Source organism: Desulfosporosinus nitroreducens (assembly GCF_023897015.1).
GTDB lineage: Bacteria > Bacillota > Desulfitobacteriia > Desulfitobacteriales > Desulfitobacteriaceae > Desulfosporosinus > Desulfosporosinus nitroreducens.
Map to the genome: position 1 here is coordinate 173,343 of NZ_JAMHFY010000001.1, position 21,863 is coordinate 195,205.

The following is a 21,863-nucleotide window of genomic DNA, read 5'->3' on the forward strand; positions in this document are numbered from 1 at the left end:
CAATGCAAGTATGACTCGGTTTTCCTAGGAACTTAAATTTAATTTCAATCATGGTTCCGGAAATATTCTAACGCTATGCAGGCGACTCTGCGTCGGTCCGCCGAAAACGAGCCATTCTTCTGACTACTGTAGACTGATTAACTCCTAAGGCAGCGGCGGCCTTATAAGTGCTTCCAAATTTCTCTAAGGCCTTGTCAATAAGTTGACGCTCTACTTCATCTACAGCCTCTTTCAGTGGCATTAAGGAATTGACTGATACTCTTGCTGATTTGCTGGCACTGGATTTAAAGGAAATTGGCAACTGTGATACCTGTATCAAATCTCCTGCCGAAACAACCATTAAACGCTCAACCATATTCTCCAGCTCCCGAACATTACCTGGCCAGTCATACTCCAGAAAAGCCTCAATTACCTCTGGCGAGAATTCTCGCTTAAAGCCGTACTTCTTACTAAATTTATCTCGAAAATGATTAAGAAGAGGAATGATATCCTCATGCCGTTGCCGCAAAGGCGGAATAAAAATCGGAACCACATTCAATCGAAAGTACAGATCCTCTCTAAATTGGCCCCCCCTGATCATCTCTTCAAGGTCTTTATGGGTTGCCGCCAAGATTCGAACATTAATTTGACGCGGCATTGCTCCGCCAATAGGAACAAGCTCCCGTTCTTGCAGAACTCTTAAAAGCTTGGGCTGAAGATTAAGGGGGAAATCACCAATTTCATCGAGTAAAAGCGTTCCATTATGAGCCAGCTCAAACATACCGATCTTACCTTCTCGACGGGCCCCCGTAAACGCTCCTTGCTCATATCCGAAAAGTTCTGATTCTAACAATTGCTCTGGAATAGCCCCGCAATTAAGTTTTATAAAAGGGCCTTCGGCTCGGTTGCTCTGAGTATGAAGGAGTTTCCCTATACCTTCCTTACCAACACCTGATTCTCCAAATAAAAGCACGGTAGAATCAACCTTAGCTACCCGCCTAATTAATTCGAATACCCGTATCATCTCAGGACCAGTGCCAATCATCCCCCCAGTTTCCAGACGATTTCGCGATTCGGACAGCTCCTGACAATTTTCGCTTATTCGTTTGGCATCAATCAACTCCTGTTGCATTTGATTAAGAAAGGTCATATCTCTTAAGTTTATTACAACCCTTAAGAGCTTTCCGTCCTCATCAAAAACAGGATTACCTGTGATAATCAGACTGCGATTATTTTTATTGTCTATAATGGTAACGGGTTGCTTACGTTGCAAAACTAAGTCAAACAACGGATGACCATAGACAGCCTCTTCAATTTCTTGGATTCCTCTTCCAACCAAATCCTGCGTATTGCCCAGACTCACTTTTTGAAATATTCGATTAACTCTGCGGACAATGCCAGCCGAATCGGTGACGCATAAACCATCCGCGGAGGACTGTATAATTGAATTAAGTTCACTGTTAAGTTCCTTAACTGCGGCCAATTCTTGCGATAAAGATTCAACTTCGGATATATCTTGAAATATCCCAACAGCTCCTGTTATCTGCCCTTCTTGTATAACTGGAACCCTATTCATGATATATGTCCTCTGACCCACTCGAAACTCTTGGGAATACTCCGATTTCCCCGTTTCCAGTGTCTCCATCAGACCAATAGGCACTACATCTAAGACATGGCGGCCAATAGCTTCACGTGAAACTCTGGTAAATAGTTGGACTGCCCTATTATTAAATGAAGTTATCCTGCCATCGCTATTGATAACTACAATTCCATTATGCGCAGAGTTTAATATCGCTTCAAGTTCTTTAACTTGGAATTCGGCTTCTTGATATAAAGCAACAGCCAGATCGGCTCGGCTTAAAACTCCAACAATCTGCCCATCCTCTTCAATTACCACTGCCAAATCAAATTGGCAAGCCCAAGCCTCTTCTAAACGAAGAGAAGGCTTAATAACCAAAGGATTGCGTTCCACTGCTTCTAGAAAACTCAGATCTGCAGGTGAACGGTCATTATGGATCATTCTCTCGATAAGCGCCTTCATTGTGACTGTTCCCAGTAACTCCCCTGCTTTATCCACTACAGGACAACCGGAAGAGTTAATTTCGTTAAGCCTTTGCAATGCCTCTAAACAAGAATTAGTATCGCTCAGACAAACCGATAGAGGGGTCATGACCTCTTCTACCCATCTCATAACAGCATCCCAGTTTCCAATATTTCTATTAGTGTTGATGAAAACAAAGCCTTTCACCCTTTCATACCCATTTTGGGACAAACTGCAATGAAAATCGGTGAATATTCTGTCTTTTTATAGCCATCCTTATGACCGAATAGGTCATAAAAGTTATTAGGGTTTCCTTAATTATATCTATGCTGAGATTATCAGTCAATTAACAACAGACAATGCCGCAATTTCCACGAGTTTATTAGTAAAATATCTGCATTATTACGATATCACACACTATATGACTATATCAAAGTATATTTTTGAACAATCTTCTGAAAATTCTTTAACGTAAGTGTTTTCGAAGCTTTGAGAACCCGTTTTTCCAAAAAATATCATCTTGACAAGCGAGGACATTACATGTGATGATATTTGCATAAAATATTTCTGAATATTTCAATTGTCAGAAATTATTAATCGAACATTCTATTCCAAACGATTACACGAATACACCGGCTAATGGATAGATGAAAACTCACTACAAAATTATACTTCCCGATATGCCAAGAAAAGAGGGATTAGCTTGAAACTTCGTGTCCTACTGGTCGATGACGAGTGCTCCGCACGTAAAGAACTTCGCTATTTACTCGAGCTTTTTGAGGATGTGCAGATTGTTGGGGAAGCCGCAAATGCGTTGGAAGCTCTAGAGTTAATCTACAACCTGGATTACTCTGTAATTTTTTTAGACATTGCTATGCTAGGCCTAAATGGGACTGATCTGACTGATCTATTGCGAGAAAAGCTTGATTCACCCACAATCATCTTGACCACCGCTCAAGAAGAATACGCACCTACATTTGCCTTTGCCGTAAATGCGGTAGACTATCTTCTGAAACCCATTCACCCTGTGCGCCTAGAAGAAGCGTTAATGAAAGTACGCCAGTTAAGAGACAACCTAAATGCATCAAAGAATGCTCCACTGCTCTCCGATAAGAGTGAAGCCGTTACCCATCCTAAGCCTTTGGAAGTTGTACCTGTTGAACAAAGGGATAAAATAATTCTATTACACCCGAATGATATCATCTTTATCTATACCGATAAAGAGAATGTCTACATTAAAACTCAAAAGGACGCTTATCTGACTCGCTTTACTTTACGCGAGTTGGAATTACGTTTAAACTCTACTCTTTTTTTCCGCTCCCATCGTTGTTATTTAGTTAACATTCGGCGCATGCAGGAACTGATTCCTTATTTTAATGGAACTTATAACATTGTGGTCGATGACGATGTACGCAGCAAGATTCCAATGAGCCGAACCAAAACCCGAATTTTCAAAGAGATGTTAGGCCTTTAGATCCTGATTTTTAATGCCCTTAACATTCCACAGGGAATAGTTAAGGGCATTATTTTTTGAATCTTAGATTTTAGTTCTTGCATAAACTATTAATCGAACAACCAGTAAATTAGACTTTATTTTATTGAAATATAGAAATATAATGAATATATACACTAATCTAAAAATTAAGGAGCAGCGGCTTATGAAACTTATTAAATTAGCTAGACCCAGTCTGGTGCAGTTTGACCCTGATCAGCCCTTAGCCAAGACAGTGGATAGTATGATTGCTCACGAACTCATTTCTGCTCCAGTAGTGCAAAATAAAAAAATAGTTGGCATTCTCAATTTGGCATCAGCCCAGAAAAAGATTCACAAGGGTGCAGTTCTTGTTAAGGATGCTATGCAAACGGACATCATTATTTACAAAGAAGGCATGGAACTAGAAGATGCTTTACTGGAGAATAATTCTTGGTTCCCAGCGGAAGATGCTCAGGGCAACTTTGTTGGAATAATTATGACTAAGACACTAATTAGCTACTTAAATAATAAGCTGGTCAATCAAAGTCAACACGGCCAAGAACTATTTGAACAAGCTTCAGTGAAGCAACTAAACCTAGAATTAGATACCATTATCGAATCCTCTTTTGACGGAATAGCAATTTGCGATCATGAAGGGCGTGGTATGAGATTTAATCAGGCCCATGCGCGCTTAACCGGCTTGGACGCCTCGCACTTTATCGGCCAGCATATTAACGACTTATTTGAAAAAGGCATTTTTGAGTATGAATCCATAACCGCTAAAGCCCTTCGCGAAGGACGAACCATCACCAGTGTTCAGAATATTAGTCCTACCGGCAAGCAAGTACTGGTTACCAGCTATCCGATTTTTGACAATGAAGGGAAGGTTTCGAGAGTTGTAAGCAATATCCAAGATATCTCTGAACTGCATAAACTTAGCGACCTCGTTCAACTGGAGTTGAGCATAGAGTCTTCGATGGGTGAGTCTGCCACCTCCGCCTCCAAGTATTCCTATCAAGAAAGACAATACATTCTGCCGCGACCACTAATAGACGCTGCAGTCTCACCATTAGGTGAAGAACTAAGCGAATCCAAATTACTGGCAACCAATCAGACCGAACCGCCGGAATTGATGATAGAGCAGCTCCGGAAGGATAAAATTATAGTGAAAAGCCCTGAGATGCTGAAGCTCTTTAACTTGGCAATTCGTACTGCCCGAACAGACTCCACTGTTTTGCTTTTAGGAGAATCAGGCGTAGGAAAAGAAGTATTATCCCGAGTCATTCATAACACAAGCACCCGAGCCTCTTCAGGAAGATTCATCCAAATAAACTGTGGAGCTATTCCAGAAACCCTCTTAGAATCAGAACTATTTGGCTACGAAGCAGGAGCTTTTACCGGGGCGAACTCTCAAGGAAAGCCTGGTATGTTTGAACTTGCCAACCTTGGTACACTTTTGCTTGACGAAATCGGAGATTTGTCAGCGAATTTGCAGGTTAAACTCTTACGTGTACTACAAGAACAAGAGGTCTATCGTCTCGGTGGCATCAGCCCAATAAAACTAAATGTCCGCATTATTGCTGCCACAAACTGCAACATCTGGGAAAGAGTGCAGGAGGGAGTGTTTCGAGAAGACCTCTTTTATCGCTTATACGTTTTACCTATCGAGGTCCCTCCCCTGCGGGAGAGAAAAGAGGATATTCTGCCTCTGACTTTGCACTTTATCCGCCTGTATAACGAAAAATATGGTGTTGAAAAACATTTTGATCCCAAGGCTATTTCTATCTTAGAATCTTATGGTTGGCCTGGTAATGTGCGTGAACTTCAAAATGTAATCGAGAGACTGTTAGTCGTCACAGAGGAAGATTTAGTTCAACCCATGCATGTCCTCACACAGTTGTCTAAATTTAAGAACAAGGTTAATTCTCCAATTACAGTCAATGCGATCTTACCGATTCAACAAGCTAAAGAAATGTTGGAAAAGGAGCTGATTATTATGGCTTTCAATTGTTACCCCTCAATTAGAAAAGCAGCCGAGGCTTTAGGTCTTGACCACTCAAATGTAATGCGTAAAGCTACAAAATATGGAATCAAAAAATAATACAAAATCTATTCATAATCAAAAAGATATCTTGTCAGAGATTGATAATTGGCGGTGCAATCTTACACCAATTCAGTGCACTGTTACACCACTCATTAATTTCTTGCTGATTCTTTAGAGGTCCTTCAGTCAAAGCTAATTATCCGTTAGCAGTCCATCCCTGCCTTTTGGGATATAATAAACGACTCTTAGCCGAACATCCGGATAAATAAGAAAATTTGGCCTATATTTTGCTTATAATTGTGATATGAGATAGCTTGGGGAAGGTGCTTAGTTAAAAAACTGAAGGGAGCGCACTAAAGATCATGATAACCCTTGTCTTATTAACCTAACACGCGCGTTTCTGGTCTGCTAATCAATTCCGAGGCTCCCACTTCTTCAAGTGGGTGTTCCTTATTCTACTTCGGTGGCGATAATCTCCACCGGAGACTATCGTACTGGAGACTTATGTCACCGAAGTCTCAATGTTCAGCTTTAGCTGAACAAGTTCATTTCTGATTATCTAGACTTCTATTTTTAGACTTCTATTTTTGGTATTTACATGCTATTAATTTAGGTCATCACCATTATTTTACATTACAGTAACAATTAGGTATTAGTTCAGTATTGAAAAAGGAGACAGAAATATGGATATGTTGAAAAAGTTGTTTTCACTTGAAGGTAAAGTAGTTATTGTAACAGGTGGAGCACAAGGAATCGGAAAAATAGTTGCTGAACATATTGCAGCCGTTGGTGCTGATATTGTTATTTTTGACATGCAAGAAGAAAAAGCTAAGGCCACTGCTGATTCTATTGCAAAAGAATATAATTGCAAAACTATGGCAGTATGTGCAGACGTTACCAAACCGGAAATCGTAGCTCAGGCAATTGAAAAAGCTGCTGCCGAAATGGGCACTTTAGATTTGCTTTTTAACAATGCTGGAATTGCTCTGCCTAAAGCAGCCTTAGACGTAAAACCTGATGACTGGCTTAAAGTTATAAACATAAATTTAAATGGCGTTTTCTTTGTTTCACAAGCATTTGCGAAATATTTGGTTGCTCATGATAAAAAAGGCGCAATCGTCAATACAGCTTCTATGTCAGGAACAATTATTAATTCTCCGCAAAAGACAGCATCCTATAATACGTCCAAAGCAGGTGTAGTACATTTGACAAAGTCCCTCGCAGTGGAATGGTGCAGCAAAGGAATACGAGTAAACTGTATCAGTCCCGGATATATTTTTACAGAGTTGACACGCAATGTTCCTCAAGAGTTTCAGGACAGCTGGATAAATTCAACGCCTTTTAAGCGCATGGGGACTCCGGAAGAACTAGCTGGCGCAGTCATATATCTGCTTTCAGACTCAGCATCTTATACATCAGGGTGTGATCTTATTGTCGATGGATGTTTCACTTTGATTTAATGATGTTACTTAAACTCTATCAGCTAAAAAGTCTCTCTATCCGCATTGTAGTAAGATTGCTTAATCCTGCTCCATTACAGATAGAGAGATATTTTTTGCAATTTTGGACTTATAAAATAGATTCGGTGTTATGTCTCTCCAAATGGTGTGTTACCGCACCAATTTAGATTGAATATATCGTGCAATGCCTCTTTGGTTGTGGTAAATTTAATTGTTTCCCATCCGTTGACAACTAAAAGATGCCATTCAAGTCATTGTATTGATAATTCGCAGAAAATTATTTATATTCTAAATTATGTGGCATAACTTTTGCAATTAGATACTTATTATCAAAGGAGGTGGACTGACAACAAAAAATAAATTATTTACGCAAAGTTTTCCAACGGTCAGACACTGCGCTAACGCTTTATAACGAAAGGAAGATGTATCATATGTTTGCGAAAAAACGAACTATTTCTTCTAATTCGAGATTATTCATTTTCATATTAGCCATAAGTTTAGTGTTAAGCACAGCGGGATGCGGTTCAAGTCCTGCAAGTTCTGGCGGCACCGCTACTGAAACAACGAAGCCGATAGAATTAAAACTGGCCTCCTTTTTTCCTGCTACCCACCCCGTTGAAACTGAAATCACTCAGGGTTGGATAAAGGCTGTGGACAAAGCTACGAATGGCCGGGTTAAAGTTACGAGCTATCCTGCTGAAACGCTTTTGAAATCTGCAGAAACCTATGAGGGTGTTGTTAAGGGTGTCTCTGATATCGGTATGTCCGCTTACGCCTACACCAGAGGACGTTTTCCGGTCGTTGAAACTTTTTTATTGCCAGGTATTATTAATAAAAATTCCATGTCAGCGAGTTATTCGCTTATGGAAGGGATCAAAACTCTCAATCCTAAAGAGTTGCAAGATACTCATCACCTCTTTAGTTGGGCCTCTGGACCAGGTAATTTGATGTCAAAGGCTCCTTATCGAGAATTGAAAGATATTCAAGGGTTGCAAATTGGTGCGAGTACAGGCCTAGTAGGTGATGCGCTTAAATTATTAGGTGCTACACCAATCACAATGCCAATGCCCGAATGGTATGAGGCATTGCAAAAAGGCATCATGAAAGGCGGACTTTCTGCGGGTGAATTATTGAAGGGGTTCAGATTAGGGGACGTTACTGGTGACTATATTACGCAGACCCCTTTCATTTACAATCAAGCATTCTTCGTTACTATGAATTTGGATAAGTGGAATTCTATCCCCGCCGATGTTCAGAAACAAATCACCCAAGCTACTGAAGATTATTATGGCGGAGTTGTCCCTGGTATGTGGGATAAAATTAATGCGGCTGGCGTGAAATATACACAGGACAAAAAGAAGGTTGAAATAATAACCCTCTCCGAATCTGAAACTGCAAAATGGCTGGACCTTCTTAAACCAATGCACACTGATTATATTACCGTATTAAACGGTAAGGGCTTAGAAGGAGAAAAAATCTTAACTGCTGTTAAAGACATAGTTGATAAAACTAATAAGAAATATTAGTACTGTAATAACGAGGGCTTCAAGTGCAAGAAGTTTTTAATGTGAATTAAGTACTTGGCCCTCGTTTATTTGTTATTTCTTCAATACTTAAGGGTGGTGACAAAATGGGAGTTGTAAGCAAATTCGCCAGAAAATTCGGTTATATTCTTGATAATATTGCAAGGTGGATTGTAGTCGCCATGATGGTACTGGTGGTTGGCAATGTCATTTCACGCCAGTTTGGAACTCCGATACCTGGTGCAATTGAGTGGACAGAATTTCTGTCAGCAATGGTCGTAGGTCTTTCTCTAGCCTTTTGTGGAGCACAAGGCGGCCATATTTATTTAGAATTATTCACCGATAAACTTAACATAAAAGTACAAACTGTGCTTCATGTGGTGATCGATTTCTTGTGTTTGGTTTTTTTGAGCATATCTTTTTGGAGAATTGTTATTTACGCCAATGATATGAAGCTTAGCGGACAGGTCTCCATGACCACTAAAACTCCCTATTATTTCTTTATCTATGTAGTTGCTTTTGGTTTATTGGCATACGCCCTCGTAACCTTAGGGTCTATGATTAATAACCTAAGAAAGGGGGTGCAGAGATGAGTCCAACCATGGCAGGATTTGTTGGCGTTCTAGCATTCATAGTATTTTTGTGCTTGAGAATGCCTATCGCAATTTCCATGGGTCTCGTTGGTTTAGTCGGTTTTAGTTATTTAGTGACTCCTGCCGCCGCCTTCCGGATGATGGCTTCCGAATTTTATACCTCTTGGGCCAACTACTCTCTTAGCGTAATTCCCATGTTTGTTTTAATGGGTTATTTAGCGTATCATTCCGGAATAGGCACCCGCCTATTTAAGTTTGCCTATACTGTAGTGGGCCACTTGGGTGGTGGATTAGCTATGGCAAGCCAAGTAGCTTGTGCTATTTTCGGAGCAGTTTGCGGTTCCAGTACGGCGACCACAGCGACGATCGGTTCTATCGCTCTTCCGGAAATGAAGAAGTACCATTATAATGATTCCCTTGCCACTGCCAGTGTGGCTGCAGGAGGCGCACTGGGTATTTTAATTCCTCCAAGTGCTATTTTTGTGATCTACGGAGTATCTACCGAACAATCAATTTCCAAGTTGTTCTTGGCTGGCATTACTCCTGGGATATTATTAATGATTGCTTATATGCTTATGATTTATGTTGTGAATAAACTAAATCCCACTCTCTGTCCACCCTCTGGAGAGCCAAGAGCATCTGGACGAGAGGTATTGGCTTCATTGCGAGATGGTTTAATAGAAGTGATTGCGGTCTTCGTGATTTCTATCGGGGGGCTTTTTCTGGGGTATTTCACCCCAACTGAAGCAGGTGCCGTTGGCGCAGCAGGGGTGTTACTGGTTACTTTGATTGGCAGGACGATGAATTGGGAAAGATTCAACCACGCTTTAAAGGATACCACCAACACAACAGCCATGATTTTATTTATGGTAGCCGGAGCTATTATCTTCACCCGTTTTTTAGGTATTAGTCGAATTCCTTCTGAAATTGCTGAATGGGTTGGCGGTCTAGCTCTTCCACGTTTTTTTATCATGCTGATTATTCTTTTAATTTATTTGTTTTTGGGTGCTCTGATCGAGATGATTCCACTTATCTTACTGACAGTACCAATTTTTTACCCAGTCGTCGTAGGTACTCTGGGTTACGACCCCATCTGGTTTGGGGTAATCATCTGTATGACAGTAGCAATCGGTGTAATAACCCCGCCTGTAGGTATCAACGCCTATGTTATTAGAGGGGTAGCAAAAGACGTACCTCTGGGAACCGTTTTCCGGGGAGTTTGGCCATTTATACTTGCCGCCGTAATTGTTACTGTACTTCTGATTGCCTTTCCTCAAATTGTTACTACATTACCTAACTACTTAATCAATTGATTACTGTCTAAAATTATCAAAATTTCACCTTTAGAAAGCAATTCTGGGTAACAGTCAAGACAGTTTATATAATTTTGTAATACTCAATTCTATGCAAAAGGCATCAACAGTCATATAACAACTGTTGATGCCTTCTAAATCTTATTTTTCCTATGTTCATTCCCTGAACCGTCATTCCGTAGATAATTGTCGTCCCACGACTACTGCCACAGGTTTTACCTTTTCCATGAGTTCCGCAAAATGTTCAAAATTTAATGATTGATCACCGTCACTTAAAGCAAGCTCCGGTTGAGGGTGAACTTCAATCATTAAGCCGTCGGCACCTGCGGCTATTCCAGCTAAAGCTACCGGGCTGACCAGTGACCATTTACCTGTACCGTGACTGGGATCTAAAAAGACAGGGAGGTGCGTTAATTCTTTTAAGGCAGGAATTGCAGTGATATCTACAGTGTTGCGGGTATACGTCTCAAACGTTCTAATACCTCGTTCACATAAAACCACCTGATCGTTCCCTTCTGCCATGATATACTCTGCAGCATAAATCCATTCTTCTAAGGTTGAAGCCAAGCCGCGTTTTAATAAAACCGGATGCTTGGTTTTCCCAACTTCGGTAAGCAGGGTATAATTTTGCATATTACGGGATCCAATCTGAAACATATCAGCGACCTCCCCAATCCGCTCAATGTCACGAGCATCCATCACCTCTGTAACTACCGGCAGTCCTGTGAGTGCCTTAATTTGGGATAACATTTCCAAACCGCCTATCCCTTTACCGCGAAAGGAATACGGAGAAGTCCTTGGTTTATAGGCTCCGCCTCTAAGCATCGTGGCTCCAAGCCGTTGCACTTCCAAGGCTGTACTCAATAATTGCTCATAACTTTCAATGGCACACGGACCGGCTATAACGACCACCTGAGGGCCCCCGATGATAACATCTCCCACTCGAACCGTAGTGGTTTCTTGTTGTTCATCCTTCCGTCGAGCGATTAGATTCACCGCGCTCCCCTTCTTCCTTATTAAAGCTTAATTAATCCCTTGGTTGTTTAACTATCAATATCTACAAGATCTTTACGTAAAATTACCGCATTACGTAAAAAAATGTGGCGAATTTCCTTTTGGCTACAGTTAGTATTAGCATGTAAAAGTACCCGAATGCAATATGGAAGTGCACCAGGTACGGGAATTTCCGTTGAACATAGAAGCGGTACTAACTGCCAGCCTATGGCTCTTGCACTTGATGCCGGAAAATCAGAATTCAAATCCGGTGTAACTGTGAAAATCGCACTAACCAAGTCTTCCGTGCAAAGTGAATTTTCATTGAGAATTACTTTCAGAAGTTCTTGGGTTGCTTCCCGTATCTCCTCTGCATCATTGCGATCAACCGTTGTCGCACCTCGTATTCCTCGCACCATCTTCTCCCCCCTATTCCTTGGGAGCAACGCGATGTCCCAATCCTACAGCCACTTCATCTAAATGTAAGAGTCCTATTCCAAAAAATACTGCGACACTTAAATGATCATTCTGACGAGCAATTCCAATTTTCCCACCAATATTTAAGCCCATTGCTTTATTCATTATCTGACTTAAGGCTTCACGAGTTGCACCAGCTACTGCTCCTTCATCCCCATGTGTCTCTTGAATTGCCCCTTCGCGTTTAGCTGCTACTATAGCTCGTTCTACAATTTTTCGAACCGAAGCGATATACTCGCCACCATAATCGACTGCGGCTGTCTTAACTCCATTTCTGAGATAGGACTCTTTTAAATGGACCTCTTCTTCTCGGCTTTCTGTCATAGCCATCTTTAACGCAGCAAGCGCAATTTTTTTGCTCTGTGTCATCTAAGCGTTCTTCCTCTCTCATCGGTACTTATTAAATATTAAACAGCAGTATAAATGGTAGAAAAAGACACCTTTCAGTGTCTTAGTTTTCTTATAAAACCATCCCACCATTCTTCACTTATGCAATTCTAATTTGCAAACTTTATTAAAGTTAACCTTGATACCGTCCTGCCATACTACCCTCCTTTTCTCATCTAATAAATGAGAATATAACAAAACAATAATTACCAATAATTATAGTACTACCAAGAGCGCTTTGCAACACTACGGCTTCACAGTAAAGTTCATGATATTACCTTGTAATATGATGATCTGGTTATGACGGGGTTCAAGCAACCGAGCATCTTTTTTAATGACCTGAACTCTTATGGTCTGAGCAACCCCTATCCCATCCAACTGGATTTGCCCGGATTGAACCGCTATTTGTTGTTCTCCTTTTGCCAAATCAGCAATTACCGTACCATTTTGAACCACACGAATTGGAGCTGCTGGTGTAGCTTTTAAAGTTATCTGCCATGTCTTAGCCACTCCTTCACGCTCAGCGTTAGCGAGTGCAGGCAATTCCATAGGAGGAGCTTCCACCTTAGCCGCTACTGTCATATAGAAATCAAGTGGATCCCTTACCGCACTTAACTGCATTAATAAAAGTAAAACTGATGCCAAGACCATAACCCTGATAATCCTGCGTTCTCCTCGCTGAACTATGTTCCACAACCACTCTAATAAACTTCCTCTTCGACGCACGAACATCACCTCGAAAAGAGTCTATGCAGGAAGCGTATTAATCAGACCATTAACTGACAACATTCCCTGCTGCTTGACCAGCTCTGTATCCCATAGCAAAAGCAGCTTGAAGGTTATATCCACCTGTTATGCCGTCAACATCTACAACCTCACCAGCCCAATAAAGTCCTTTAATACATTTTGAGGCCATGGTTTTAGGATTTATTTCTTTCACACTAATTCCCCCTGCCGTTACAATCGCTGTCTCTATGGAGAGAGTGTCTGTGATGGTGAGGGGTAATCCTTGTAATAATTTAACCAAGGACTTGCGTTCTTCACGGCTGATTTGATGAACTACCCCTTCTGGATTTATCCCGCCGAGACGGATTAGAACTGGAATCAAGCTCTGGGGTAGAAGATCATCCAGGGCATTTTTAGACTGCTTATTACTATACTTTTGAAAATCGCGCTGAACTCGGAGATCTAACTGTTCTGCGGAAAGGGCTGGTTTAAGATTGATCCGGAGTTCGACTTGTTTCCCTTCACGAAGGGCATCCCCCGCTTGACGACTCAACGTCAAAATAATGGGACCGGATACTCCGAAGTGTGTAAACAGCATTTCCCCAAACTCAGCAATCTGCTTCTTTCCCCCAATCCATAATGATGCTTCAACATTTCTCAGGGCAAGTCCCTGAAGCTCTTTTACCCAGTCTTCAGCTGTCTTGAGAGGAACCAACGCAGGTCGAGGGGTAATCACACTGTGACCCAGTTTTCGAGCAAACCGGAATCCGTCCCCGTTTGACCCGGTCGCGGGATAGGAGGATCCGCCGGTACAAACGACCACCCTAGGAGCCAGATACCTTTGTCCATTCCCTCGCACCCCTGTTACCTGTCCATTCTCAACCAAAACTTCTTCCACTGCAATTCCCGATTTTATAGTGACTCCTTTATTCTTGAGAAACGTCACTAGGGCATCAACGATTTTTTCCGCATCATCGGAAACAGGAAAAACTCGTCCTCCTCGTTCAACTTTCGTCTCAACTCCATAACTGGCGAAAAATTCTCTCAAGGCCACATTATCAAAATCCCGCAAAATACCGTGTAAAAAGCGTCCATTTCCAGGATAATGGCTAATAAAATCAGATACATTTTCAACATTAGTTATGTTACAGCGTCCCTTACCTGAAATTGCAATTTTCCGACCTAAACGTTCCTTCTTTTCAAGTAAAAGGACCTTTGCACCTCCTCTTGCAGCTTGTCCGGCGGCCATCATTCCTGCAGCCCCGCCACCTACTACTATAACTTGATACTCGTTCATCTTAATTCCTTTCTTTCATTGACTCAGCTTCATATTAGTAGCTTGATTGAGTCAATAGTTATGTTATCAGAATTTTAATCCTTTAGGATTCAGGGTAGATATCCGTTAAGGTCAGCTTGTTTTTTGCCCCAGAAACTATTCTGTGCTAAGATTGAGAATAGCTTACATATAAAATTAGTTTGGGAGGAATGTTTAATGAGTCTTGACCAACGTTCTATCATTTTAGCACGAATTTCTGCTGCAGTTGCCTGTAACGCCCTGGCAGCACTCCGTCTAGCAATTACCGAGGGAACAAATGCAGGTTTATCTAAAGCAGAAATCCAAGAAATTATAAGCTTAGCTAAAGATATTCAACAACAACCTATTTCTCATGTAACCCATCTAACCGACCAAGTTTTGCGTGAACCCAAGAAAAAAGCACACGAGCATAGCGCTCACTGCGGATGTGGCGGACACCATGCTTAACGTACACTAGAGGGAGAAGAATCCTCTGTTGGCAGGATCACCAGTGGCACAGACTAAGCATAATTCTCCTTTATCAAAAATACGTTTGCCACATTGGTTACAATACTTGGGACAGCCTTCGTGGACTAATATTTTTCCAGTAATTAACCGATGAGATAACGGCTTACAACTAAATGTCAGAGCTTTTGACCGACAGGTTTCCACACAACGGTGACATTGAACGCACTTCTGTGGTTCAAAAATAAGCCGCATCGATGTGATCTGCTCCTCTTTTGTCTGATCTTCCGCACCAATGTCTGAATTCCTTTCTTCTCGCTTTTGCAAGGCTCCTTGGGGACAAATTGCCGCACAAACACCACAACTGGTACATGAATCAGCAACTACAGCTAAAGCATGAAAAGGGATCTTTTCCTCTGCCGAAGCCTCAAAGGCTTCGAGGAGCCACTGACGAGTTTTTGGAATTTGATATGATTCATCCGCCGCCATGCTTGGCAACCATTCCTCGATTTTCTCCCGACTTTTTTGCCGCCAGCCCAATTTAGAATCCTTTTTAGTAACGGTCCTGCGTACGCCAACTTCAGTAAGCACTGGTTTCTCAGCAAGCCCTTGATCTGGTCGTACTTTAATATGGACAGCAGGATGATCCGGCCAGTCGGCATGAACCTGTTTAAAGATCTCAACACTGGATGCACATGCCTGTCGATCCTCACAGTCTGAGCAAACTCCCGTTATAATGGTTGCTGTTTTTTCCTTAGCCAGCAACATCAGAGTCATCCAACTGTCTCGATCCAGTATCCCTAAGCACGAAATCTCAAACCCCTGAGGGACCGCCCTTGGGCAGTTTAAAACGATTTTGTCTGACTCTGACAGATAATTATGGAGCTTGTCAATTGAATGATCTACAAAACCGCCACTCGGGCAAACAGCCATACAAACCCCGCATTCTGTGCATTGTTTAGTATCTAGCTCTCGATACTCTGAGATAGCCTGATGCGGACAACTCTCTATACATAATTTACACGAACGGGCATAAGGTCTTTTAGTATTTAGACAATTCCCGTTGTGGTATACCATTTGACATGTCATAGTTACATCCTCGCTAATATTACTTCTTGTCCATGACTATTCGCTTTCTATCTCAGATTTCCTTCCTACATAGTATGATTACCTTTCGCTATCTCTCTCATTCTTAAGAGTTCACTTTCTTAGTCAAAAGAGGCAGGAAACACTTCAGCAGTGTTTCCGCCTCTTTTATTTACCTTCTAAGGTTATAGCCTTGGCAAGTTGGTTCTCTACCCCAACTAAGTGATCTAGCATAAGTTTCTGAGCTTTCTTTGCATCGTGATTTTTAATTGCTTCGTAGATAAAAAGATGCTCCCTGTAAAGTTTTTCTGGAGTATCTTTATGTTCATAAAGTTTACTGCGACTGCTTTTCAAAGTCTTTCTCATTGTATCCGAAAGAGTGTTCATTAGACGAAACAAGATCTTGTTATGCGTCGCTCTGGCAATTGCATAATGAAAGTTATGATCCGCCTCTTCTCCTAAATGATACAATTCCAGATCTCTGCGCATGACTTCCAAGGCTTCAAACATTTCACAAATCTCATTTTCCTCTGCTCTCTCAGCCGCCAGTCCCGCAGCTTGTACCTCTAGAATTTTGCGTGCTTCGTAAAGTTCCAGATCAGTATCTTTTTCGATGAAAAGCATCCAGGCTAGGGGTGTAACTACTGATTCTATATTAACCTGCCTGATGTAAGTCCCTTCACCAGAACGAACTTCAATTAATCCCATCATCTCAAGGGCACTGATGGCTTCCCGTATAGACGCACGACTTACCTGAAACCGTTCAACTAATTCCCGCTCAGAAGGCAACCGGTCGCCAGGTTTTAGCTGCCCTTGAGCAACTAGTTGACCGATCTGATCAACAATTTGCTCATAGATTTTTCGGGTTCTAATGGGTTTTAGTATCACCCTATTCACTCCTCGCACACCAGTTGTATACCTATAACCGTTCTTAGTGTACCATAGCTAACCCCTATATGAAACATGGGAACACTTTATTATTATAAAGTGTTCCCATGTTTTACAACAATTAAGGTCGTGAGTATTCTCACTTTTAAAGAACAAATTCAGTTCTTTTTACCAGCCCTGTAAGATTCAGCTAATATCTGGATTGTATGCAGGACCTCTTCTTCAATTCCTGCATTTTCTACCCCGCTTTTCAGCTGTAACCTGCAAGCCGGGCAACCAGTTGCGACTGTATCCGTGTGTGTCAATTCAATGTCCGCTGTTTTCCGATCCGAAATCTGTACAGAAAGATCAGGGTGAACGAGACTAAACGATCCAGCCATCCCGCAACAACGACCAGGCTCTTTCATTTCAATCAATGTTACCCCGGGAATACTCTTTAATATTTCTCGCGGTTCTTTATTAATCCCTTGACCACGATTTAAATGACAAGGATCATGATAAGTGACTTTCCGGTCCACTCGGCCTAACCCTTGTTTTTTGAAAGGGACTTTATGAATCAAAAATTCGGAAATATCATATGATTTGCCAGCCCACTTATCAGCCAATGCTTTAAATTCTGGGTCATTCTCTAGTAATTCACCAAAAACATGCTTCCAAGCAGTCCCTCCAGAAGAACAGGCAACAACTAATGCGTCCGCACCCAGCTTCTCAAATGCTCTTAAATTGCGTTTTGCCAAAGCACTGGCAGAGGCTACATCCCCATTAACTGAGGCGGGAATACCACAGCAACCCTGACCCTTTGGAATGACCACTTCAATGTCGTTTTCTTTGAGAACCTCAACGACTGATTTTCCAATATCTGTATAGAAATAATTTATCATACATCCTGTGAAGAAGGCCACTCTCATCTTTGGATTTTTGACCTTAACCACTTCAGGAAACTCAGAACGCAATGTTTTGCTGGCAAGCATAGGGAATACCTTGTCTGTTCCTATACCTATATCAAAACGCATTCGAGCAATACGATCACTTTTGTGGGGTACGTGCTTTAAGGCTACGCCCTGAAAAAGGCTTCCTGTCTTCATCCCAAAATCAAACATTCGTTGCATTTTGAGCGCAGTAAAGGCAATCTTTTTGACCGGGTGCAATCCTTTTTTGCGAACAGCTTCTGCCCTCGCAGCCAAGATTATCTTATCAAATCGAACTCCACAGGGACAGTTAGTGTTACAAGCCATACAGGTTGTACACAGGGAAAAGCGATCAGCTAGCCTCTCGGTCATTTCAATTTCTCCAGAAAGGAGGTATTCCACTAAACTTATCTTTCCCCTTGCAACTCCAACCTCTTGGCGTGTTTCCTTGTAGATAGGACAAACCGCCATACAGTTTCCACATTTCATGCATTTATGGAGTTCTTCGGTAATCGAATCCAGTGAATTATATACGGACACGATTAGTCCCTCCTTACTATCTTCCCAGGGTTCAACAAATAGTTGGGATCCAGGGCTTCTTTTATTCGCCTTAATGCAGCGACACCAGCTTCTCCAAACTCCCAATCTAGATATTTCATTTTTGCAATCCCGATCCCGTGTTCACCTGAGAGAGTCCCTCCCAAAGATATCGCGGTCTGGAAAATTTCATCGACCGCTAAGTGAACCCGCTTCATTTCATCCTGATCTCGTTCATCCGTCAAAATAGTAGGATGCAGGTTTCCGTCTCCAGCATGCCCAAATGTGGCGATATTGAGATTATGCTTATCGGCAATTCTACGAATTGCTTTAAGCATATCGGGAATTTTACTTCTGGGTACAGTTGCATCTTCAAGGACTGTTGTCGGTCTTTTTTGAGCAAGGGCAGGAAGTGCACTCCGGCGAGCTAACCACAAAAGATCGCGTTCTTTATCATCTTTAGCAATTTTAACTTCGACAGCCTGCTCGTCCTTTAAAATTTGCTCTACCAAAACAGCTTCCCTTTCAACCACCTCTTTATATCCGTCAACTTCAATCAAGAGGACCGCTTCAGCATCTAATGGAAGTCCTGCATGGACAAAATGTTCAACGGTTTGAATCGTTACATTGTCCATAATCTCAAGGGTTGCTGGAATAATCTTATTACGGATTATCGAAGCAATAGCTTTTCCTGCCTTATCAACATCATCAAAAACGGCCAAAATACTCTTGCGGGCCTCGGGAGATGGTATTAATTTCACGATAATTTCCGTAACAATTCCCAGCGTTCCTTCAGCTCCGGTAAAGAGGGCTACTAGATCGTATCCTGTTACATTTTTAACCGTTTTTCCGCCCCACCGGATGACCTCGCCATTGGCCAAAACTATTTGCAATCCCATAATATAATGCTTGGTTACCCCGTATTTTAGACCACGCAATCCACCTGAGCATTCCGAAAGAGAGCCACCCATCGTTGCGGTAGTGACTGTTCCTGGATCCGGTGGATATAACAAACCAAGTTTTAGCACTTCATCATTAAGCGCCTGGATGATCACACCTGGTTGAACGGTCGCCGTCAAGTTATCCTGGTCTATTTCTAGGATCTTATTAAGATTAAGCATAGAAAGAACCATACCACCCTTTGTGGGAATAGTTCCTCCACTAAGATTAGTACCAGAACCGCGTGGATAGATCGGAATATTATGGCGTACAGCAATTTTTACGACCTCTGCCACTTGTTCAGTAGAAAGGGGTGAAACCACAACATCTGGCTTATGATGTTTCATCGCGGCAGTCGCATCATAAGCATAGGTCAGTAAGTCTTCCTGCTCAGTGAGAACGTTCTCCGCACCCAGCACTTGAATGAGTTCTTGTAAGACTTCACGAGCTAACATCCATCTACCCCCTATATTGTGAAAATTTTAATTTTGTCTGGCTGTCAGACCATCTAACCATATATTAATGCAATTATCATTAAATTTCAATATGTATATTAAATTCTCTTCAAATAATAAGGGGAAGGGCTTTAAAAACTGCCGCTTCCCCATAATAGAGCTAATTTTTCAGTTTAAGCTTCATGTGTTCATTGTATAAATGTTTCGATCGTCGGTATCATACCCGGAACCACATATGCCTGCAGGTAGGTCATAATGCAAACAAGAAGTAACAGAAAGAGTGAATGTTTAAGTGTAAAGCGGAAAAGGTCAGACTCTCTTCCAACTAAGCCAGTTGCAGCCGTCGCTACCGCAATGGATTGTGGAGAAATCATTTTCCCAACAACTCCACCGGAGCTGTTTGAGGCAATGGTCAGAATAGGGTTAACTCCAACTTGTTGGGCAGTAACATTTTGCAGTTGACCGAACAGAGCGTTAGCCGAGGTGTCTGAACCCGTTAAAAATACACCGAGCCAACCTAATACAGGAGCAAAGAAAGGAAACAAGTGACCGGTTCCAGCAAATAAGATACCTAGTGTATACGATAGTCCAGAATAGTTCGCAATGTAGGCGAAGCCCAATACTGAACTGACCGTAATAGTCGGATAGATGAGAGTTTTCAATGTCGCCCGTGCTACTTTGGCTCCTCTGGCCGGGCTAATTTGAAGAATGAACATTGTAATAAGTGCAGAGATCAGGATCGCTGTCCCGGCAGCTGAAAAGAACTCCCATTTATAATAAGCGGCATAAACCGTTGGTTTATTAACAATCGGCATAGTTTTAACAACTAGGCCATCTAGCCCAGGCCAATGCGGAATGCTAATGAGCCATTGCAGCTGTTTCGTCACAAAATCTTTGAAGCCCGAAGTTCCCCAAATTCCCACCATGACTGTGAGAACTAAAAACGGAGACCAAGCTTTAAGAATCTGACCGCCAGAATACTTTTTATATTGTTCAACCTTTTCAGTCTTCTCATTTGGAAAACGCCATATATTTTTAGGTTTCCACACTTTTAGTAAGGCCGCCGTGGCAATCAATGAGAACAGCGAAGAAATAATATCAGGAAGCATAGGACCCAGGTAGTTAGAAGACCACCACTGTGCTACTGCAAAGGTAATACCTGAGACAGCGATAGCAGGGAGAACCTCTTTTGCCCCTTTCCAGCCAGCCATGAGAATAATTAAATATAATGGTATAAAAACTGACAAAAAGGGTAGTTGCCGTCCAACGGCTGCGGAGATTATGTCCGCATTAACACCGGTTACTGCACCAGCGGCAATAATCGGTGCACCAATCCCTCCGAAGGCAACCGGGGCAGTGTTTGCTATTAAGCAAAGACCTGCCGCATAGAGAGGTTCAAAACCCAGTCCAATTAAGATCGCACCCGTAATTGCAACGGGAGTACCAAATCCAGCCGCCCCCTCCAAAAACGCACCGAACGAAAAAGCAATGAGAAGGGCCTGAAGACGACGGTCATTGGACAAAGAAGCAATTGAACTTTTAATTATATTCCAGCTTCAACGGTAAGGTTATATAGAAAAACAGCTGTTACAATAATCCAAGCAATAGGAAACAATCCATTCAGAATTCCAAGAGCACTTGCTGAAAGTGCAATACCTAATGGCATCTTGTAAACAAGAACAACTATAATAATAGTAAATAAAAGCGTTGATACCCCAGCGATATGGCCCTTCATACGTTTAATTGCTAAAGCCCATAATAAATAAAAAATTGGTAACGAAACCACAAGTGCCGTTAGTCCAACGCTACCTCCAAGTGCGGAATAGTTCTGTGTCCATTCCAAGTCAAATACCACCTTTCGTTATGTAGACTTTTTTTATTCCTCCATTTTTCCCGTTTGTCTTCTTCCTTTCCTAAATATAAAATCTTCCTCTGGTCTGACCATTTTACCACCTTACCATCACGCCATTGAATACTATAACTCTGCTTTAGCGATATTTCAATTCAAACTCACTCCTTTGAAATATTTACTATTTCTTCTTAGAATATGCATATGTCTCAAAAAGCAAAAGAGCAAGAAAAGCTCTCTCTGGCATTTCTTGCTCTTTGTGTATTTAGTTCCAAAATCAATAATGTAAGCGTTGTTCAAGACAAAAATGCACAGCAGGATCGGACTCCTGCTGCACTTGCTGTTCCTTTGATGGATGAACTCGACTTTCCAGCTATGGCTGCCGTCCGCAGCAGGAATAATGAACTCTTAAAACTCCTCAATTAATAGCTT

At 41.7% G+C, this 21,863-nt stretch carries 18 protein-coding genes and 1 pseudogene; 8 read left to right on the forward strand and 11 right to left on the reverse strand.

Features of this window, described 5'->3' with window-relative positions:
* Positions 1-73: 73 nt before the first annotated feature.
* A complete protein-coding gene (locus M8E35_RS01055; protein ID WP_252466855.1) occupies positions 74-2,227 on the reverse strand; it encodes a sigma 54-interacting transcriptional regulator in 2,154 nt (717 codons plus the stop codon).
* Between the two features lie 496 nt (positions 2,228-2,723).
* Between M8E35_RS01055 and M8E35_RS01060 the strand changes: the two genes are divergently transcribed.
* From M8E35_RS01060 to M8E35_RS01085, 6 genes are all read left to right on the forward strand, one after another.
* Positions 2,724-3,494, forward strand: a complete 771-nt coding sequence (locus tag M8E35_RS01060) for a LytR/AlgR family response regulator transcription factor (protein ID WP_252466856.1) — start codon at positions 2,724-2,726, stop codon at positions 3,492-3,494.
* A gap of 184 nt (positions 3,495-3,678) precedes the next feature.
* Complete coding sequence (locus M8E35_RS01065; RefSeq protein WP_252466857.1) at positions 3,679-5,595, forward strand: sigma 54-interacting transcriptional regulator; 1,917 nt, start codon at positions 3,679-3,681, stop codon at positions 5,593-5,595.
* A gap of 626 nt (positions 5,596-6,221) precedes the next feature.
* The gene (locus M8E35_RS01070) at positions 6,222-6,998 is read left to right on the forward strand and encodes a glucose 1-dehydrogenase (RefSeq protein ID WP_252466858.1); all 777 of its coding nucleotides are present in this window, start codon (positions 6,222-6,224) and stop codon (positions 6,996-6,998) included.
* A gap of 431 nt (positions 6,999-7,429) precedes the next feature.
* Positions 7,430-8,524: a TRAP transporter substrate-binding protein gene (locus M8E35_RS01075; protein WP_252466859.1), complete on the forward strand. Its 1,095-nt coding sequence runs from the start codon at positions 7,430-7,432 to the stop codon at positions 8,522-8,524.
* A gap of 104 nt (positions 8,525-8,628) precedes the next feature.
* Entirely contained in the window at positions 8,629-9,114 is a 486-nt protein-coding gene (locus tag M8E35_RS01080) for a TRAP transporter small permease (protein ID WP_252466860.1), read from the forward strand.
* The gene (locus tag M8E35_RS01085; protein ID WP_252466861.1) at positions 9,111-10,427 is read left to right on the forward strand and encodes a TRAP transporter large permease; all 1,317 of its coding nucleotides are present in this window, start codon (positions 9,111-9,113) and stop codon (positions 10,425-10,427) included. The genes M8E35_RS01080 and M8E35_RS01085 overlap by 4 nt, the downstream gene beginning before the upstream one ends.
* 171 nt (positions 10,428-10,598) lie before the next feature.
* Here M8E35_RS01085 and aroF read toward each other — a convergent pair whose 3' ends face one another.
* The 5 genes from aroF to M8E35_RS01110 form a co-directional block, all read right to left on the reverse strand.
* Positions 10,599-11,423: a 3-deoxy-7-phosphoheptulonate synthase gene (aroF, locus tag M8E35_RS01090; RefSeq protein ID WP_252466862.1), complete on the reverse strand. Its 825-nt coding sequence runs from the start codon at positions 11,421-11,423 to the stop codon at positions 10,599-10,601.
* A 47-nt stretch (positions 11,424-11,470) separates the two neighbouring features.
* Positions 11,471-11,839 carry a chorismate mutase gene (gene aroH, locus M8E35_RS01095; protein ID WP_252466863.1) on the reverse strand — a complete coding sequence of 123 codons (369 nt, stop codon included), beginning with the start codon at positions 11,837-11,839 and terminating at the stop codon, positions 11,471-11,473.
* Between the two features lie 10 nt (positions 11,840-11,849).
* On the reverse strand, positions 11,850-12,266 hold the full coding sequence (locus M8E35_RS01100; protein WP_073030252.1) for a HutP family protein: 417 nt from the start codon (positions 12,264-12,266) through the stop codon (positions 11,850-11,852).
* Between the two features lie 264 nt (positions 12,267-12,530).
* A complete protein-coding gene (locus tag M8E35_RS01105) occupies positions 12,531-13,010 on the reverse strand; it encodes a hypothetical protein (protein ID WP_252466865.1) in 480 nt (159 codons plus the stop codon).
* Between the two features lie 49 nt (positions 13,011-13,059).
* Positions 13,060-14,307, reverse strand: coding sequence for a BaiN/RdsA family NAD(P)/FAD-dependent oxidoreductase (locus M8E35_RS01110; protein WP_252466867.1), 1,248 nt, complete (start codon positions 14,305-14,307; stop codon positions 13,060-13,062).
* A gap of 195 nt (positions 14,308-14,502) precedes the next feature.
* On the opposite strand from M8E35_RS01110, the gene M8E35_RS01115 reads away from it, so the two are divergent.
* Entirely contained in the window at positions 14,503-14,772 is a 270-nt protein-coding gene (locus tag M8E35_RS01115; RefSeq protein WP_252466869.1) for a hypothetical protein, read from the forward strand.
* Between the two features lie 6 nt (positions 14,773-14,778).
* Here M8E35_RS01115 and M8E35_RS01120 read toward each other — a convergent pair whose 3' ends face one another.
* The 5 genes and pseudogenes from M8E35_RS01120 to M8E35_RS01140 form a co-directional block, all read right to left on the reverse strand.
* On the reverse strand, positions 14,779-15,858 hold the full coding sequence (locus tag M8E35_RS01120) for a 4Fe-4S binding protein (RefSeq protein WP_252466871.1): 1,080 nt from the start codon (positions 15,856-15,858) through the stop codon (positions 14,779-14,781).
* A gap of 165 nt (positions 15,859-16,023) precedes the next feature.
* Positions 16,024-16,743 (reverse strand): FadR/GntR family transcriptional regulator, encoded by a 720-nt coding sequence (locus M8E35_RS01125; RefSeq protein WP_252466873.1) that lies wholly within the window; start codon positions 16,741-16,743, stop codon positions 16,024-16,026.
* A gap of 158 nt (positions 16,744-16,901) precedes the next feature.
* Positions 16,902-18,191 (reverse strand): (Fe-S)-binding protein, encoded by a 1,290-nt coding sequence (locus tag M8E35_RS01130; protein ID WP_252466874.1) that lies wholly within the window; start codon positions 18,189-18,191, stop codon positions 16,902-16,904.
* Positions 18,192-18,193: 2 nt separating this feature from the next.
* Positions 18,194-19,582 carry an FAD-binding oxidoreductase gene (locus M8E35_RS01135; protein ID WP_252466875.1) on the reverse strand — a complete coding sequence of 463 codons (1,389 nt, stop codon included), beginning with the start codon at positions 19,580-19,582 and terminating at the stop codon, positions 18,194-18,196.
* A gap of 188 nt (positions 19,583-19,770) precedes the next feature.
* Positions 19,771-21,425: pseudogene (locus tag M8E35_RS01140) on the reverse strand (L-lactate permease).
* A gap of 210 nt (positions 21,426-21,635) precedes the next feature.
* Here M8E35_RS01140 and M8E35_RS01145 point away from each other — a divergent pair.
* Positions 21,636-21,857, forward strand: coding sequence for a hypothetical protein (locus M8E35_RS01145; RefSeq protein WP_252466876.1), 222 nt, complete (start codon positions 21,636-21,638; stop codon positions 21,855-21,857).
* The last annotated feature ends 6 nt before the right edge of the window (positions 21,858-21,863 follow it).

What these genes read in the sequence shown, in the direction of transcription:
- M8E35_RS01065 (WP_252466857.1), top strand. Translation starts at nt 3,679, where the DNA reads ATGAAACTTATTAAATTAGCTAGACCCAGTCTGGTGCAGTTTGACCCT.
- M8E35_RS01070 (WP_252466858.1), top strand. Translation starts at nt 6,222, where the DNA reads ATGGATATGTTGAAAAAGTTGTTTTCACTTGAAGGTAAAGTAGTTATT.
- M8E35_RS01075 (WP_252466859.1), top strand. Translation starts at nt 7,430, where the DNA reads ATGTTTGCGAAAAAACGAACTATTTCTTCTAATTCGAGATTATTCATT.
- M8E35_RS01080 (WP_252466860.1), top strand. Translation starts at nt 8,629, where the DNA reads ATGGGAGTTGTAAGCAAATTCGCCAGAAAATTCGGTTATATTCTTGAT.
- M8E35_RS01085 (WP_252466861.1), top strand. Translation starts at nt 9,111, where the DNA reads ATGAGTCCAACCATGGCAGGATTTGTTGGCGTTCTAGCATTCATAGTA.
- aroH (WP_252466863.1), bottom strand. Translation starts at nt 11,839, where the DNA reads ATGGTGCGAGGAATACGAGGTGCGACAACGGTTGATCGCAATGATGCA.
- M8E35_RS01100 (WP_073030252.1), bottom strand. Translation starts at nt 12,266, where the DNA reads ATGACACAGAGCAAAAAAATTGCGCTTGCTGCGTTAAAGATGGCTATG.
- M8E35_RS01110 (WP_252466867.1), bottom strand. Translation starts at nt 14,307, where the DNA reads ATGAACGAGTATCAAGTTATAGTAGTAGGTGGCGGGGCTGCAGGAATG.
- M8E35_RS01115 (WP_252466869.1), top strand. Translation starts at nt 14,503, where the DNA reads ATGAGTCTTGACCAACGTTCTATCATTTTAGCACGAATTTCTGCTGCA.
- M8E35_RS01120 (WP_252466871.1), bottom strand. Translation starts at nt 15,858, where the DNA reads ATGACATGTCAAATGGTATACCACAACGGGAATTGTCTAAATACTAAA.
- M8E35_RS01135 (WP_252466875.1), bottom strand. Translation starts at nt 19,582, where the DNA reads ATGTTAGCTCGTGAAGTCTTACAAGAACTCATTCAAGTGCTGGGTGCG.
- M8E35_RS01145 (WP_252466876.1), top strand. Translation starts at nt 21,636, where the DNA reads ATGTCTCAAAAAGCAAAAGAGCAAGAAAAGCTCTCTCTGGCATTTCTT.